Source organism: Pseudomonas sp. IT-P74, assembly GCF_949768175.1.
In the GTDB taxonomy this organism is placed as follows: domain Bacteria; phylum Pseudomonadota; class Gammaproteobacteria; order Pseudomonadales; family Pseudomonadaceae; genus Aquipseudomonas.
This window is the reverse complement of the sequence record NZ_CATKQD010000001.1, coordinates 199710-216560: the sequence shown is the minus strand read 5'-3', so window position 1 is coordinate 216560 and position 16851 is coordinate 199710. Positions and strand designations below refer to the sequence as shown.

The 16851-nt window shown below is 59.4% G+C and carries 14 protein-coding genes; 5 read left to right on the top strand and 9 right to left on the bottom strand.

Annotated elements, in window-relative coordinates:
- Positions 1-79: 79 nt before the first annotated feature.
- Together ACM6J5_RS01020 and ACM6J5_RS01015 are read left to right on the top strand one after the other, a co-directional pair.
- Entirely contained in the window at positions 80-307 is a 228-nt protein-coding gene (locus ACM6J5_RS01020) for a YgdI/YgdR family lipoprotein (RefSeq protein WP_095942176.1), read from the top strand.
- Positions 308-444: 137 nt separating this feature from the next.
- Complete coding sequence (locus ACM6J5_RS01015; protein WP_095942177.1) at positions 445-1116, top strand: MliC family protein; 672 nt, start codon at positions 445-447, stop codon at positions 1114-1116.
- Positions 1117-1162: 46 nt separating this feature from the next.
- Here the strand turns inward: ACM6J5_RS01015 and ACM6J5_RS01010 are convergent, their stop codons facing one another.
- The 4 genes from ACM6J5_RS01010 to ACM6J5_RS00995 all read right to left on the bottom strand — a co-directional run bounded on the left by ACM6J5_RS01010 (position 1163) and on the right by ACM6J5_RS00995 (position 4966).
- A complete protein-coding gene (locus ACM6J5_RS01010; protein ID WP_414927601.1) occupies positions 1163-2248 on the bottom strand; it encodes a polyamine ABC transporter substrate-binding protein in 1086 nt (361 codons plus the stop codon).
- Between the two features lie 75 nt (positions 2249-2323).
- Positions 2324-2665 carry a cupin domain-containing protein gene (locus ACM6J5_RS01005; RefSeq protein WP_095942179.1) on the bottom strand — a complete coding sequence of 114 codons (342 nt, stop codon included), beginning with the start codon at positions 2663-2665 and terminating at the stop codon, positions 2324-2326.
- A 28-nt stretch (positions 2666-2693) separates the two neighbouring features.
- Positions 2694-4100 (bottom strand): NAD(P)/FAD-dependent oxidoreductase, encoded by a 1407-nt coding sequence (locus tag ACM6J5_RS01000; RefSeq protein WP_414927600.1) that lies wholly within the window; start codon positions 4098-4100, stop codon positions 2694-2696.
- A 50-nt stretch (positions 4101-4150) separates the two neighbouring features.
- Complete coding sequence (locus ACM6J5_RS00995; protein WP_414927599.1) at positions 4151-4966, bottom strand: helix-turn-helix domain-containing protein; 816 nt, start codon at positions 4964-4966, stop codon at positions 4151-4153.
- Positions 4967-5232: 266 nt separating this feature from the next.
- Here ACM6J5_RS00995 and ACM6J5_RS00990 point away from each other — a divergent pair, with 266 nt between their 5' ends.
- On the top strand, positions 5233-5505 hold the full coding sequence (locus ACM6J5_RS00990) for a DUF1652 domain-containing protein (protein WP_095942234.1): 273 nt from the start codon (positions 5233-5235) through the stop codon (positions 5503-5505).
- A 167-nt stretch (positions 5506-5672) separates the two neighbouring features.
- On the opposite strand, the gene ACM6J5_RS00985 is transcribed toward ACM6J5_RS00990, so the two are convergent.
- Complete coding sequence (locus tag ACM6J5_RS00985; RefSeq protein WP_414927598.1) at positions 5673-8147, bottom strand: UvrD-helicase domain-containing protein; 2475 nt, start codon at positions 8145-8147, stop codon at positions 5673-5675.
- A gap of 279 nt (positions 8148-8426) precedes the next feature.
- Between ACM6J5_RS00985 and ACM6J5_RS00980 the strand changes: the two genes are divergently transcribed.
- Positions 8427-9122 (top strand): pirin family protein, encoded by a 696-nt coding sequence (locus ACM6J5_RS00980; protein ID WP_414927597.1) that lies wholly within the window; start codon positions 8427-8429, stop codon positions 9120-9122.
- Between the two features lie 201 nt (positions 9123-9323).
- Here ACM6J5_RS00980 and pgm read toward each other — a convergent pair whose 3' ends face one another.
- The 4 genes from pgm to ACM6J5_RS00960 all read right to left on the bottom strand — a co-directional run bounded on the left by pgm (position 9324) and on the right by ACM6J5_RS00960 (position 15600).
- Positions 9324-10967, bottom strand: coding sequence for a phosphoglucomutase (alpha-D-glucose-1,6-bisphosphate-dependent) (gene pgm, locus ACM6J5_RS00975; RefSeq protein WP_414927596.1), 1644 nt, complete (start codon positions 10965-10967; stop codon positions 9324-9326).
- 113 nt (positions 10968-11080) lie between these two features.
- Complete coding sequence (locus ACM6J5_RS00970; protein ID WP_095942186.1) at positions 11081-12481, bottom strand: PLP-dependent aminotransferase family protein; 1401 nt, start codon at positions 12479-12481, stop codon at positions 11081-11083.
- A 40-nt stretch (positions 12482-12521) separates the two neighbouring features.
- The gene (locus ACM6J5_RS00965; protein WP_414927595.1) at positions 12522-14012 is read right to left on the bottom strand and encodes a hypothetical protein; all 1491 of its coding nucleotides are present in this window, start codon (positions 14010-14012) and stop codon (positions 12522-12524) included.
- A 565-nt stretch (positions 14013-14577) separates the two neighbouring features.
- Positions 14578-15600 (bottom strand): zinc-dependent alcohol dehydrogenase family protein, encoded by a 1023-nt coding sequence (locus ACM6J5_RS00960; RefSeq protein ID WP_095942188.1) that lies wholly within the window; start codon positions 15598-15600, stop codon positions 14578-14580.
- 270 nt (positions 15601-15870) lie between these two features.
- On the opposite strand from ACM6J5_RS00960, the gene ACM6J5_RS00955 reads away from it, so the two are divergent.
- Positions 15871-16785, top strand: coding sequence for a LysR family transcriptional regulator (locus ACM6J5_RS00955; RefSeq protein ID WP_095942189.1), 915 nt, complete (start codon positions 15871-15873; stop codon positions 16783-16785).
- Positions 16786-16851 lie beyond the last annotated feature (66 nt).

The window sequence follows — 16851 nt, the reverse complement described above, 5'->3', positions numbered from 1 at the left end:
CTGGCGGCACCAACCGCCATAGAGGTGCAGTGACAGCCTCGGGCTGGTGGCGCTGCTTTAAACGAACGGGAGGTTGATCATGGACATCAAGACATTGGGCTTGCCCCTGGCTGTAGCGGCCCTGCTGGCGCTGAGCGGTTGCTCTACGCAAACGGTGGTGACGCTGCAGAACGGCACTCAATACCTGACCAAAGACATGCCGAAGACCAAAACCAAGGACGGATTCTTTGAGTTTGAGGACATTTCGGGGGCGATGGTGAAAGTCAGGGCCGATGAAGTGGCGACGATTCGCGAAGAAGAAGACTGACGTTTCTCCTGGCACGATGTGGCAGGTTTCGAGCACTGCTTTACACTCGATAGACCCCGTGCGACCGAATGACTGTGCAACGCTTCGACACAGGCGTTGCAATACGGGCATCACGCAAAGACTCAGGTGACGCCGAAATGAAAATGGTCATGCCACTTCTGGCCTCTGTGCTCGCCGTCAGCACGTGCGTGACGGCGAGCCTGTGTGACGCCGCCACAAAGGCAAAACCAAAGCCTTTGCCAACGTACAAAACCAGTTTCGATTGCGCCACGCCCCAGGCATCCGCCGAAAAGCTTATCTGTCACGACCCTCAACTGGCGCGCATGGACCTGGAACTCGATCGCCTTTATCTCCTGGCGCTCAGCGACGACCATTCAGTGCCGCGCCCGAATAAAGTCGAGATCGATCAGCGGTTCTGGATTGAGTCCCGTAACCAGTGTGGTGGCGGGGCTCAAGCCAGGGCGTGCGTCGTGCGAAGTTATGCCGAGCGTGCGTTCCAACTGCGCCAGGGTTCGGCCATTGCCAGAACCAAGGACCCCAGCAGGCTCACGGAAGGCCCATTGGCTTATCGTTGCGCAGGGTTTAACGCATTGGTCGCCGCGACCTTCTTTACCGTCGAACCGGGCGTGGTGTTCCTGAAATGGGCCAACACCTCGGTGACGCTGGATCAGGTGCCCGACAATTCCGGAACCCGGTACACGGGCAAGGATTACAAAGGCAGCTACAGCTTCTGGCAAATCGACGATGACGTGTTTTTCCAGATACCCGGCTCAGGCCAGATGAGTTGTGCAGCCGAGCCGGTCGGCTGAAGACGATGGCATCGGGACGTCCTGTCCCGATGGCCGCTCCCCCGCTTTAGCTGCCGGTGCGAATCTTGTTCCAGACCCGGGTACGCACCCGGTCGATGTTCAGCGGCATGGCTTCCAGGGCAAACAGCTTGCCCATCATTTCCGGGCTTGGGTAAACCTTGGTGTCGTTTTTGATCGCCGGGTCGATCAGACTGTCGGCCGTCTCGTTGCCATTGGCGTAATGCACGTAGTTGCTGACGCTGGCCATGACGTCCGGGCGCAGCAGGTAGTTCATGAAGGCGTAACCGGCCTTTTCGTCCGGAGCGTCGGCCGGCATCGCGACCATATCGAACCAGATCGCGGCGCCTTCCTTGGGAATCGAGTAGCCGATGTCGATGCCGTTGTTGGCTTCCCTGGCGCGGTTTTCCGCTTGCAGGATGTCGCCGGAGAAACCGACTGCGACGCAGATATCGCCGTTGGCCAGGTCGCTGGTGTACTTGGACGAGTGGAAATAGCTGACATACGGCCGCACTTTCATCAGCAGGGCTTCGGCCTTCTTGTAGTCTTCCGGGTTCTTGCTGTGAGGCGGCAATCCGAGGTAGTTCAACGCCGCCGGTAGCAGCTCGGGGCCGTTGTCGAGGATGGCCACGCCGCACTTCTGCAGTTTCTGCATGTTCTCGGGCTTGAAGATCAGGTCCCAGGAGTCCACCGGGGCGTTGTCCCCCAGCACGGCCTTGACCTTGGCAATGTTGTAGCCGATGCCGGTGCTGCCCCACAGGTACGGGAAGCCGTGTTCGTTGCCCGGGTCGTTCGTCTGCAATGCCTTGAGCAATACAGGGTTGAGGTTTTTCCAGTTCGACAACTGACTCTTGTCGAGCTTCTTCAAAGCGCCGCCTTCAATCTGTCGGGCCATGAAGTGGTTGGACGGGAACACCACGTCGTAGCCGGATTTGCCGGTCATCAACTTGCCATCGAGGGTCTCATTGCTGTCATAGACGTCGTAGGTGAAGCCGATGCCGGTTTCTTTCTGGAAATTTTTCGTGGTGTCTGGCGCGATGTAATCCGACCAGTTGTAGATCTTGACGGTTTCGGCGGCCTGGCTGATCGATGCCACGAGCAACAGCGGGGCCAGGGTCAGTGTCTTTCGGATCATGAGTCGATTCCTGTAGGTTTTTTTTGTTGGCAGGCAATCAAAGGATCAGCTTTCAAATTTCAAAGAATTGAACATTCAGAAAATCAGAACGTAGGTCTTGCGCACGGTTTCCTGGATGTCCCAGATGCCGAGGCTGTTGGCCGGCAACATCAGTGCGTCGCCGGCGTCTATGTGCAGGGGCTCGCCACCGTCCGGGGTGAAGGTGCAGCGGCCCTGGATGAAGTGACAGAATTCCTGGGCGACGATCTGCCGCCGCCAGCGTCCCGGGGTGCATTCCCAGACGCCGGTCTCGACACCGTCATCGCGTTCGACGCTGGTGGTCGAAGCCACGGCCACCGGGGTACCCAGGGGCACGGCGACCGGATTGGATTCGTCCAGTTTCAGGGTTGCGGTGTTCTTGAAGTGCGTGATGCTCATGGGAATACCTGTCGATGTAGAAGCGCGTTTAGTGCATGAAACCTTCCATGAAACCAGCCACCCCGCTGGCCAGCTTGCGCCGCCAGGGCGCAGTGGCCGGGTTGGCCAGGGTCTGGTCCTCATGGACAAAGCTGCGGATGATCGCGTTGTAGCCGAGCCAGCGGATCGGCTCCGGCTCCCAGGCCCGAAGTGCATCGAGGCCGCGCTGGGGGATGACCCACGGTTGGCGCACCAGATCGGTGTCGCGCCCCAGGATCAGGTCGGCCAGCGTGCGACCTCCCAGGTTGCTAACGCCGACGCCCTCCCCGCCATAGCCGCCAGACAGGGCAATGCCGTTGGCCCGATCGCAAAGCATGTGCGGCTGGAAATGCCGGGACATGCCCAGGTTGCCGCCCCAGGAATGGGTGATCTGCACGTTCTTCAACTGCGGGAACAATTCGCCGAACAGGTAGCGCCGCAGCTGTATTTCGTCAGAGGTCAGGTCGAAGTCGTGCCGCAGCTTTCCGGCGAACTGATAGCCGCCTCGGGCGCCAAAGATCAATCGGTTGTCGGCGGTGCGCTGACCGTAGGTGACCTGGCGACTGGCCTCGCTGAACGCCTGGCCACGACTCAGGCCGATCTCGTCCCAGGTGGCCGCCGACAAGGGCTCGGTCGCGACGATGAGGCTTTGCACCGGCATCTGGTAACACCCCAATGGCGGCAGCGTCACGGAGTAGCCTTCTACCGCCGGCACCACCCAGCGACAGCGCACCGAAGCTTTGGCCGTGCGCAGACTGCCGGACTGCCAATGGGTGACCGCGCTGTTTTCGTAGATTCTGACGCCCAGGCGCTCCACCGCCCGGGCCAGCCCCCGTACCAGCCTGGCCGGGTGAATGGTCGCTACGTGCGGCGCGTAGATGCCGCCGTAAGGTTTGGCGACACGAATCTGTTGCGCCAGTTGTTCCGGGTTCAGCCAGCGATAGTGGCTGTCGTTGAGCCCCTGGCGATGAAGATCGTCCAGATAGTGACGCAGGCTGGCCTCCTGTTCCGGATAGCGTGCTGCGCAATACAGCACGCCGCCTTTACGGTAATCACAGTCGATCCCCTCGCGTTCGAGGACGATCTCCACTTCATCCGGAATGCTGTGCAACAGATCATAAGAGGTGCGGCGATCTTCGGCCGGCAGATTGGCCAGCAGGCGATCTTCACCCAGCAAATTGCCCATCAGCCAGCCACCATTGCGCCCCGACGCGCCGAAACCAGCGGTTTGCGCTTCGACGATGGCGATGCTCAAATCAGGTTTGTGCTGTTTGAGGTAGTACGCGGTCCAGAGCCCGGTGTAGCCCGCGCCGATGATCACCACGTCGACATCCAGGTCCCGCTCCAGCGCCGGACGCGCCAATAGCGGCTCGTCGAGCTGGTCCATCCACAAACTGATAGTGCGCCACGCCGGCATGCAAGACTCCGCCACTCAAACTTCGATGGCGTCGATCCTAGTGCGTGGGCTCAGGCGCTGTCTTGCGCGCGTGCACGCAAAGAAATTTGTTTGACGTAGGCCTTGGGGGACTGGCCGGTGTGCTGGCGGAAACAGCTGTAGAACGCCGACAGCGAATTGAATCCGGCGGCGAAGGCCAGTTCGTCGATACGCACGGGTGGTGTCGCGGCATCCAGCGCTGCAAGCAAATGTTGCAGGCGCGCCTGGTTGACGTAGCGGTAGAAGCTCTGGCCCAGCACCTGGTTCAACAGGTAGGAAATCTGGTTGCGGCTGTAGCCACACTCTTTCGCCACCCGTTGCAGATCGAGCTCCGGGTCCAGATAAGGCTGTTGACCCTGGAAATACTGCTGCAGGTCATCGGCCATGAAGCTCAACTGGCGCGGCGACAGGCCGAGTCGGCTGACCGCCGGGCGCTGGTTGCCGGACGTTTTGCTGCCGGGTTGCTCGTGCACCAATGACGCATATTCATTGACCCGCCAGATCAGCCCGTCCTTGACGGTGATCGCTTCGCTGGCGCGGAACGACACCAGTCCTTCACCGCCGCGCAGGGTGATGCGGTACTGAATGAACGCTGTGTTGCCGTCCAGTCGAATGCGGTCGGAATGCTCCAGCGCCTCATCCGGATCCCGGGGCATGCTGTTGCGTACGTACTCGCGCAATTCGGCCAGGCCCATGATTTTGTTCTGGAAGAAATCGTTGTACTGGACTTCAGGGTGATAGAGCGCCATGACGCCGTCCAGATCCCGGTGCTTCCAGCGCAAGTGATAGCGCATGACCGTCCCGCCCGTGACCTGGGTTTGCAGCGGGCCATCATCATCGGCGTGCATTGAACATCTCGACGGCAAAAGACCGAGCTTGCCCAACTTGCGCGTTGTCTTCAACGACTAAACCGAGGGTGACGGGTGCCGGCAAATGGTCGATAAGCGTGAGCTGGATCAAAAAAAACGTTGGCAATCGCCAAACAACCTGAAAACTCCACATTATTTTCACATCCGGGTGCTACTTTTAAAAACTGTCACTGGTTGAACCAATGAAGGTTCTTCCCTCCTACCATGAGCTAACGGACGCGCTCGATAATGAAGGCGGGCAACACATGAATAAAGGGTTCAGTAAGGTCACGTTTCCAAACGCCTGCCAGCTGATGCGCTGGCATTTTCATCCCATGGGTTTCGAGGCGAGCATGGACGCGCCGGGCAGCATGATTGCCCGTCTTTTTGATCGTGCCACTGGCGAGACCATGATCGCCATTGCCGGCATTCCGTGCGCCACCGTCATGAATGCCGCGGATGTAGAACTGATAATTGAAGCGGTGGAGGATGAACTTGAAGCCTTCGTACCCCCTCAAGCCCTCCGGAGTTATGCCTGAAGGCTCAGATGTTAAAAAAGCCCACTTCAAGTGGGCTTTTTGTTGAGCGCTGTTCCCTGTACCTGTAGGAGCGAGCTTGCTCGCGATGAATTTGAGGGCGCCGCGTTCAATCAGACCACCCGCGTTATCGTTAACGACCATCGCGAGCGAGTTCGCTCCTACAGAAGTCAGGCAGTGGTTTGGCTTTTACGATGATCGACAAAGAACGCCTTGCCCTTGCCGATCCGGTCAGAGGCCTTGGGCATGTTCGCGGCCTGGGTGTCCTGTGCATCGACGTACCAGTAGCAATGGCTGACAGCGCGGGTAATACCCACGTAGGCCAGCCGCAGGATCTCGTCCTTCTGGGCGTTGTCGTAGGGTTCGCTGTCACCTGCCTTGCCCAGGCCCGCCATCCGGTAAACCTGATTCTTGTAAGGCGAGCTGGTCAGATGCTGGCAGTCGCCCAACAAAAACACCGCATCGGCCTGGAGGCCCTTGGCGCTGTGATAGGTCAGTTGCTTGAGCCTGCGAGCCTCATGCGGCAAGCTAGAATCAACATTAAGTACAGACTGAATATGCTCTTCTATCAATAACTTATCGCTACTTTTTCGATAAAGCATCAAGATCGAATCGCCCTTTCGGTAATGCTCCATCAGGCGCTGGGCCATGCCCTGGTTATCACGATCGAGGACGTTCACCGGCAGCAATGCCTTGGGTTCACCGCTGGCCTTGGCTTTCTTCCCGGCAATCGCCGGTGCTGCGCGCACGATGTGCTCGGCGGCATCGATGATGTGCTGGTGGCTGCGGTAGTTGTCGCTGAGCATGACCTTGGTGGTGCTCGGGGACGGGAACTCCTTGTTGAACTCCATGAAGTAGCTCGGCGAACTGCCGCGCCAACCATAGATGGACTGCCAGTCATCGCCCACACAGAGCAGCGAGGAACGCTGGGCGCCGCGCCCGACATGCATGGCCGGCCCGCGACTGCGGATCTCTGCCAGGCTGGCCCTGATCCAGGAGACGATCTGCGGCGAGACATCCTGGAATTCGTCGATCATCAGGTGTGACAGCGGCCGCAGCAGCTCATCGCCGAGTAGCTTGAGGTTCTGCGGCGAATGCTCGCTGAACAGAGCGAACATCCGGTTGTAGGTCATGATCGGCGGTTTCTGATCCAGCAAGTGATCTTCCAGCGCCCGCCAGTAAAGGCTCAAGGCCTCGAAGAAGAACCGGTCGGGATCGTCCTTGGCGAAACTCATCTGGCCGACGGCGCTCGGCACATCCAGCCCGAGGTTTTCGATGAACCCGGCGGCGGCGACAAAGCAATCGAGCAGCGGCGCAGAAGCAAGCTCGCCCTTGACCTTGTAATCGAAGCCCGGCCCGGCACTGGCATCGCCAGCCAGTGAGGCCAGGATACGCTTGGATGACTCGTAACTATCCAGCCATATCAATGGTTTACGGCAGAATGCTTGAAACAGAGTGCGTTTGACTGCCCACTCTGCGCGTACCGACAGCTTGGCGTTGGGTCGCGTGACCTGCGGGTTTTCCCGAGGATCGAACCCCAGCACCACCCAGGCATCCAGGGACGGGATGTAGCCGTGACAATGGAAGGTCGAACCGTTGATATCGAACGACTGACGATTGGGTTCGATGCCCTTGATCGGCCAGGCACCGGCGCGAAACCACAGGTCCTCGATGGCGTCGCACAGTTCTTCATCGCGCTTGGCCGCCAGTTCGGTAACGCCCATGCGTTTCTGCACATCCGGGTGATCGCGCTCCAACTCCTTGAGTTGCAGGGCATGCCGGGACAATGGCTTGATCAGCTCGCGAAAACGCTCATTGTCACTGTGCAGACGGTGATAGCAGGCGTTGAGCTGTTGGCGTTGAGCGTCGTTGATGCGCAGATCGAATGGATTGCTGTCGACCTCCTCATCACCCTGTGCGGCCCGCAGGCTGAGGTTCTCGAAAGCCTGCAAACGCTCGAAACCCGGAAGACTGCGCACCATCGGCAGGATCCGCGAGTGGAAGGTGCGCACCAGATCCCGTGCCTCCTTGAAGCTGATCGCACGGCCCCAGAGCGCAAACAGTTCGATCAGCTTGTTGATGAAGTCCTTGCGCGACTCGCGGGTGAAGGTCACCACCGTCATCGAACTCAGTTCAAAGCCCAGGTAATGAGTCAACAGCAAAATACGCAGCACCAGCGTGGTCGATTTGCCGGCTCCAGCGCCCGCGATCACCGAGGTGGACGGCGTATCGCTGAAGATCATCTTCCACTGTGCGGCGCTGGGTTGGGCATGGGTGGGCAACAACCGGGCGACATCGGCCTTCATGCGTTTCTTCAACTCGGCGCTCAACGGCAGGCGCCAATCGTCGAACAGCAGGTCATCGACATTCGGCGGCCGGTGTTCGGTGCTGCGCGAGTCACGGATCAGCAAAACCTGTCGACCCTCCTCCAGCCCTTCGAGCTTGCCTTCCTTGTAGCCGTAATCGACCCCGGCGCTGTGACCGCTGCGAAAACCGTCGGCCTGGCCATGCAACCACGACGCACGATGCTGTGCGTGCAGGCGGGTCAGGCTGTAGCCGAAGAATCGGGCGAGCCATCGCTTGATCAGCGGCATCTCGGCCAGGGGGCGAAGTTCAGGCGGAAGATCGGGGGTGTGTTGCGGCACGCGGACTGACTCCAGGGTGTGAGGCTGTTGAGCGCTATGGTGTCTGCATTTGCCGTCGAGTTCTAGTCAATTGCTTATCGCTCATTGGCTTATACGATGAAGTGAAGGCTGAATGAGAGCCTTTCGAGGTAATTTAACATCAATTAATTCGATTGGAATGCGGCATTTTTTACGCTTTTTATCGATTGTTGCCTGTTGGATGATGGCCGTCATCACTCACCGGTCTCGCTTCGTGGCTCAGGCACCTGGCCCCATGACGAACCTTTTCTGGAGACGATCATGCTTGAACTCAGACCTTTCAACTCGCTCGGCGGCGCTCACCACGGCTGGCTGGATGCTCACCACCATTTTTCGTTCGCCGAATACTACGATCCCAAGCGTATGAACTGGGGCAACCTGCGGGTCTGGAACGACGACGTGATCGCTCCCGGCACCGGTTTCCCGCAACACCCGCACCGGGACATGGAAATCATCACCTATGTCCGTGAAGGCGCCATTACCCACCAGGACAACCTTGGCAACAAGGGCCGCACCGAAGCCGGTGACGTCCAGGTCATGAGCGCCGGCACCGGGATCGCCCACAGCGAGTACAACCTGGAAGCGACGCCGACGAGGATTTTCCAGATCTGGATCATCCCGAACGAGTCCGGCCTGGCCCCGTCCTGGGGCGCCAAACCGTTCCCGAAAGGCGACCGCGAAGGTTTTGTCACCCTGGCCAGCGGCAAGGAAGGCGACGACCAGAGCCTGCGCATCCGCGCCGATGCCCGGCTGGTAGCGGCCAACCTGAAGGCCGGCGAGTCCGCCGAATACCATTTGGACACCGGGCGCCGTGCGTACCTGGTGCCGGCCACCGGGGTCATTGAAGTCAATGGCTTGCGTGCACAAGCTCGAGATGGTGTCGCGGTTGCCGATGAGCAAGTGCTGCGGGTGACGGCCATCGAGGACAGCGAGATTGTTCTGGTGGATCTGGCTTGACTCGCTGAGCAAATCGCAAAAAAAGGGGCGACCGTATTGGTCGCCCCTTTTTTAGTGCAAATGCCTTCGCTGGCAAGCCAGCGCCTACATGGGGAATGCGGTCCAATGTAGGAGCGAGCCTGCTCGCGAAAAACCCGAGAATACCGCGGGGTGTCAGGCTGCCAGCGTTATCGTTGACGACCATCGCGAGCAGGCTCGCTCTTACAAGGAAATCGCGCCATCCACCAGCGTTTGCGCCTCGGCCACCAGTTGCTTGAGGTGGTCGTCGCTGACAAAGCTTTCGGCGTAGATCTTGTAGATGTCTTCGGTGCCCGACGGACGCGCCGCGAACCAGCCGTTTTCGGTCATGACCTTGAGGCCGCCAATGGCCTGGTCATTGCCCGGTGCGTGGCTGAGGATGCTCTGGATCGGCTCGCCGGCCAGTTGGGTCGAGGTGACCTGTTGCGGCGACAGCTTGCTCAACAGCGCTTTCTGCTCCGGATTGGCCTTGGCGTCGACCCGCACCGAGAACGGCTCGCCCAGTTCGTCGGTCAAGGCACGGTAGGCCTGGCTCGGATCGCGGCCGGTGCGGGCCGTCATCTCGGCGGCCAGCAGCGCCGGAATCAAACCGTCCTTGTCGGTGCTCCAGACGCCGCCGTCCTTGCGCAGGAACGAGGCACCGGCGCTTTCTTCGCCGCCAAAACCCAGGGAGCCGTCGAACAGGCCGTCGGCAAACCATTTGAAACCGACCGGCACTTCGTACAGGCGACGACCCAGGCGCTTGGCCACGCGATCGATCAGGCCGCTGCTGACCACGGTTTTACCCACGGCGGCATCGGCGCGCCATTGCGGACGATTCTGGAACAGATAGTCAATGGCAACGGCCAGGTAGTTGTTCGGCGCCAACAAACCACCGGAGGGCGTAACGATGCCATGGCGGTCGTGGTCCGGATCGCAGGCAAACGCCACGTCGAAACGTTCTTTCAGGCCGATCAGGCCTTGCATGGCGTGGCCGGACGATGGGTCCATGCGGATCTGGCCGTCCCAGTCGACAGTCATGAAGCGGAAGGTCGGGTCGACCTCTTTGTTCACCACATCCAGGTCCAGGCGGTAATGCTCGGCAATCGCCGACCAGTAGCGCACCCCTGCTCCACCCAGTGGATCGACACCCAGGCGCAGCTTGGCATCGCGGATGGCGTCGAAGTCGATCACGTTGATCAGGTCGGCGACATAGGTGTTGAGGTAATCGTGACGATGGGTAGTGCCGGCCTTCAGTGCCTGCTCGTAGCTGATGCGCTTGACGCCGGCGAGCTTGTTGGCCAGCAGTTCGTTGGCCTTGGCTTCGATCCACTTGGTGATGTGGGTATCGGCCGGACCGCCGTTGGTTGGGTTGTACTTGTAGCCACCGCTTTGCGGCGGGTTGTGGGACGGCGTGATGACAATGCCGTCCGCCAGGCCGGTGGTGCGACCACGGTTGTAGCAGAGAATTGCATGGGAAATGGCCGGTGTCGGCGTGTACTCGTCACCTTCGGCGATCATCACGGTCACGCCGTTGGCCGCCAGCACTTCGAGGGCGCTGGCGCCTGCCGGCGTTGACAGCGCATGGGTGTCGATACCGACAAACAGCGGGCCATCGATGCCTTGAGCTTCGCGGTACAGGCAGATCGCCTGGCTGATCGCCAGTACGTGCCATTCATTGAAACTCAAGTCGAACGAGCTGCCGCGGTGCCCGGACGTGCCGAAGGCAACGCGCTGGGTGGAAATAGAGGCATCAGGCTGGCCGGTGTAATAGGCCGTTACCAGTCGCGGGATGTCGACCAACAATTCTGCCGGTGCCGGTTTACCCGCAAAAGGACTGAGTGTCATGCAAAACCTCTGGAATAGAGTGGTTCAGGAATTGGGTCGCAGTTTACTGGCAGTTTGACCGCAACGCGATGGGATCGATCCAACACAGTGGAGGTTGTTATTTTTTGTCTTACTCACTCGATTGATTCCAGGCGCAGTGCATCGCCCAGCAGTCCCAGTGCGGCCGCCAGATTGTGTTCGCCGCCGAAGGTATGGCTCAGGCGCAAGTGCTGTCCGTGCAGGCCGTGGAGGCTGAACAGCTCGCCCGGCGCGATCACCACCTGATGCGCCAGCAGACGCTGGAAGACACGACGGACATTGACCCGACGCAACGAACGCGCCCAGACCGTTGCACCACCTTCTGGCTCGACGAAATGCAAGGCATCACCCAATCGCTCTTGCAACAGCAGGGTCATTTGACTCTTGCGCTCCTTGAGCAGCCGTCGCAGTACCAGCAGGTGTTGATCGATGCGCCCGCTGCTGTACAAGCGGGCGATGGCCTTCTGGCGAATCGGCGAGAGTCGGAAGGAACGCAGTAGAAAGTGCCGTTGCAGTTCAGCGCTCAAATGCCTCGAAAGCAGATAACCGTAGGGCGCTTCCGGACCGATGATTTTCTCGAATGTGGAAAACACCATCAGCCGCTCAGGGTCCAGCAAGTCTCGAAAGCGCACGCAACCGAGATCGAATCCGAGTTCGCCATAACAGTCGTTTTCCAGCACCCAACTGTCATGCGCGGCCAACAGCCGGGCAATGGCCTGCCTGTTTTCGTCAGGTGCCAGGCTGCCACGGGGCATGTTCAGGGCCGATGACAACAGCACCAGCCTTACCGGCTCGGTATCGAGCAGTAATGTCAGACGTTGCGGATCCAGGCCACCATCGGCTTGCACAGGCAATTCGATCACCCGTACGCAAGCGGCTTGAAACAAACGCAGGATCGTCCAGTCGCACGGTGATTCGACCACCACCGTGGCGTCTTTCAAGCCCAGCACGGCGATCAGGATTTCCAGTACGCCGCGCAGGTCGGCGCCGATGTAGACATCATCGGCGTGCCAGTAACGCATGGGCGACGTGGTGTAGCGTGCTGCCAGGGCGGCGCGCAACTCGAGTTCGCCGCAGGGTTGCGAAGGCGACTGCGGCTGGCGGGGATACTGGCGCAGCAACTCCCGTTCCAGCAGCAACAACGGGCTGTCTAGCGGCTGCAGCAGCGCCGGCTCATCGGCGCTCAAGACCAGCATTCCCGGGCGCCTGGCATTGACATAGACCGCCTCCAGCAAGTCGCTGCCGCTGTCTTGCAGGTTGATCGAGGACACCGGCAACGCGTAGTAGCCGGACTTGGCCACCGAATAGACGCGCCCTTCTTTCTCCAGCAGCGAATAAGCGTACTGAATGGTCGAGATCGACACATTGAGGCGCTCCGCCAGATGCCGCAGCGACGGCAGGCGGATGCGCGAATCCCCTTCAGACTCGTTGATCAGGCTGACCAGGTATCGATAAACCGCCTGATAGGCGAAATCCGTTTCTCGTGGACCTTTCATGGGCGAAGGCCATTTGCATTGACTGAAAATCCGCCCACGCTCAGTGACCCGCTGACCATTCATCCTCCCGCGTGATGCCGGCGTCAGAATCGCCCGCCGTCATTTGCGACGCGCCCTTTTGAATGTGCGCTTCAGCCGCCCCGTCAGCATCAACGGGCGTCCACTCCATGCGGTAAAGCTGGCCAATCAGGCTGACGGGCAATCCGCTGACATCCGTCATCCATTGCATGATCTGCTCGGCCACCGGATGCCCCTGCATGGCCTTGTGCAGCTCGGGCATGGCCACCAGCATGCCCGGATGGCATTGACGCAGAAAACGCTCGAGCCCCGCTCCTTTTTCGATAAAGGGTGCGAACAGCAGGCACACCAATTGTGCTTCGCTCAGCCCCAGGTTCTTTTGTGCCTCGACCGCCGCTCGGGCGCGCAGCTCGACCAGTGTCGCCGGATTGCCGAAGACCTCGATGGCCTGCTCGCACATTCGCTCGGGCAAGTGCTTGCGACGCATCATCACCAGCGCACGTTGCAGGTATTGCGCAACACCGGATTCGTAATTGCGATTCTGCACGAAACACGCATGCAACCCCCGGATGTGCGCCGAGATCGACGGGCTGACGAATTCGTTATCGCTGATCTGCGCGGACAGCTCGTCTGGCTGGAATCCGAGAAATTCAGTCAGCAATGGCCAGCGGTCTTCCAGATTGCTGACCAGCAGGTCGTGAATGTCGATGCAGGCCGCGCGACGACAGGTTTCGAAGCGCTCTTGCGGGCGCCACCGGGCCTGGCCGTAATCGGCGTAGAACCTGTGATAACAGTCGCTGCCCAGTTCATCGAGCAATGCAAACAACCCCGCACAACCGGCTTCACCCGTGTGGGAAGGCTGGAGCCCTGCCTTGGCGGCGGCACGTTTCAAACCCTCGATGAACTGCTTCTGCCGGCGCGGCGTGTCACTGATGAGCAAAGCATCGACACCACCGTCCCAGCGGGCGATTTGCCCGTAGAACTCTCCCGTGGCCAGATAACCGTCATCCCACAGGTCGAATCCGTCGCACCATTTCCGCCGATGGCCGATCATCAACAGGTTCAGGCGGCTGGACTCGCGACCGGCGTCGGAAATCGGCGTCAGGTGGTTGAACGGCAAGACTTCCCGATCATCGACCATCAACACCTCGACCCGGGGATCGTCATAGACAAACAACGCGCTGTTGGTCCGGTGCATGTTTTCCACGGCCGCGCAGTTTGTTCCGCTCAACCGTAACGAGGCGATGCGCAACTGGAATGTCGCTGGCGCGCGAGTAGCGATGGTCAACTGCGCAGCACGCAACAGTGCCAACGTGTAGCAGTTGTCACGCCCCCCGGACTGGATCGCCAACACCTTGTAATCGCCAATGTGCTCCATGCCCCCGGCGGCCACTGCCAGGCGCTGAATCAACAATTGCAATGCTGTGCGTTCGGCACGGGAGAAAAAACCCAGCAATCGCTGCAGCACTTGTTGATAGACATAGTTCATCGCTTGGTCATGGATGCTGGTCATCTTTATTTACCTGATACTCGTAAGTTCAATATCGTGCAGGCAGCCAATCCCGTTGGACTGTCTGCACGAATGGAGTCATCGACTTTATTGCCAAATGCTAACACTTGAATTTTCTTGAAATCATTTGAAATGATCGCAATACCCCCTCTTCCTAACGACAAAGCCAAGGCTGAAGCGCCCGGCCGGCAAGGGTTTGCTCGTTTTAAATGGAAGTCTTAGGAAATATCCGACACGGTCCCACAGACACTTAACACAAGAAATAAGGAAGGAGGTTGTCGCTGTTTTTTTGGCAACTAAACAACAACCAACTAATTTGGAGATTTGCACCGATGGCGCACAGTGAAAAGTTTCAGCCTGACACCCAGCCATGACTCATTCCTTGAGATGAAAGTAATCATTCAATTATCAGGGCTTAGTGGCTGATTAGAAGCTACAGATTGCGGGCAAAAACCAGTTCAGTTGCCGGACCGGCCTGCGGATCGATGGGTTTCGGGGGGCGCAAACGAAAGAGTCCGTGTGGGCACGGACTCTTGAGAGGGTAGTTGAGAGAACTGTTGGGTAAGTATCAGGCCGGCTCGACCTGCAGCGCGACCCGTTCGCGACACGGGCATTCGTCCATGTAACGGTGCGCTTCGACAAACTCGGCAAACGGGAAGACCCGGGTCTTGAGCGGCAGCACAACACGGTCGGCGGTCAACTGATTGATGTCGCGCAAGGCACGTTGCAGTGCGGCCTCGTCCTGGGTGATGCCCAGTTCCGGCTTGCCCGTGAAGTTGCCGATGCAGTGTACGAAGAATTGAATGTTCTTCTGGAACGCTGCGCAGGCCGGGAAAGGCGTCTGGTTGCCACCTTGCAGGCCGTACAGCACCAGGCTGCCGCGAGGTGCCAGCACATCGCCCAGCAACGACATCTGCGGACCGCCCAAACCATCGAACACCACGTCCACGCCGCGGTTATCGGTGATTTTGTTGATCCGCATCAGCAGATCTTCTTCCTCGGTGACGATCACTTTCTCGGCACCCAGCGACAGCAGGTATTCACGTTCTTCCGCCGTCTTGGTCGCGGCGATCACTCGAACACCCAAGGCCTTGCCCAGTTGTACGAACGAAGGTCCGGCGCAATGACTGGCGTCGGTCACCAGGGCGAATTGCCCGGGTTTGACTCGTGCCAGATCGGCATAGGCGAAATAGGCGATCAACAACGGCGTGTAGTGCACGCTGGCTTCAATCGGGCTGAGCACATCCGGATAACGGGTGACCGCCGAGCGTGGCAGAACGATCAGCTCACCGTAGACCGGGTAGTCGTTCGGGCTTTGGGCCGGAAAGCTGGCGACCTTGTCACCGACTTCCAGGTCATCGACGCCATCACCGACAGCAGTGATGATACCGGCCATCTCCTGGCCAAGGCCTGAAGGCAGACGGGCATGGGACGAGGCCAGGTTCTGGCGCCAGAGAGTGTCATACCAACTGATGCCGATCGCCTCGACGCGCACCTGCACTTCGCCCGGTGCAGGCAGAGCCGTCGCATGCTCTTCGCATTTGAGCACCTCGGCTGGACCAAACTTGTGAAAACGGATCGTGCGGGACATCGCAAACCTCGCCAAATGAACCTCTAATGCCTTGAACTCTAGCTGGGCTTTCAACCCAACACTATCAGTGGCTATTAATAGTCGACATGCCTGTCATTGATTCCGCAGCGGTGGCAACATCGTCAAATGTCGTAAGAAACCGAAGCAGCCTATGTAGGAAAAACTGAATTACCCGGTGCAGAGTACCAGCCTTTCCCCGTAATATTCCTGCTGGCCATTGTTCTCATATGGCCGCCCACGTCAAGTTTGCTGACTCTGCCAGGACTCCAGATGAATCGTAATGACCTGCGTCGTGTCGACCTGAACCTGTTAATCGTTTTCGAAACATTGATGCACGAACGCAGCGTGACCCGCGCTGCGGAAAAACTGTTCCTCGGCCAGCCAGCCATCAGTGCGGCGCTCTCGCGCCTGCGCGGGTTGTTCGATGACCCTTTGTTTGTGCGTACCGGCCGCAGCATGGAGCCGTCCGCCAGGGCGGTCGAGATCTTCGCCCTGCTCTCGCCGGCACTGGATTCGATTTCCACCGCCGTCAGCCGTGCGGCCGAGTTCGATCCTGCCACAAGTACCGCCGTGTTCCGCATCGGCCTTTCGGACGACGTCGAGTTCGCCTTGCTGCCCATGCTGCTCAAGCGCCTGCGTGCCGAATCGCCGGGGATTGTGCTGGTGGTGCGTCGGGTCAACTACATCCTGATGCCGGGGTTGCTGGCATCCGGTGAGATATCCATCGGTGTCAGTTACACCACCGACCTGCCGGCCAACGCCAAGCGCAAAGTGCTGCGCCGCAGCCAGCCGAAGCTGTTGCGCGCCGACACCGTGCCGGGGCCGTTGAGCCTGGATGATTACTGCGCCCGCCCCCATGCCCTGGTGTCGTTCGCTGGCGACCTCAGCGGCTTTATTGACGAAGAACTGGAAAAACTCGGGCGCAAGCGGCATGTGGTGCTCGCCGTTCCGCAGTTCAACGGGTTGAGTACCCTGCTCGCGGGCACTGACATCGTGGCTACGGTGCCGGACTACACCGCCGATGCGCTGACCGCCGCGGGCGGTGTGCGGGCCGAAGATCCGCCGTTGCCGGTACGCAGTTTCGAATTGCACATGGCTTGGCGCGGATCACAGGACAACGACCCGGGGGAGCGCTGGTTGCGGTCTCGGATTCAAATGTTTTTTGGGGATCCGGATAGTCTATAGGGTCGTCTGGTAGGCTGTTCAGCTGATCATTTCTGCCTTTTGATAGAACAAACACCGACAGCACAG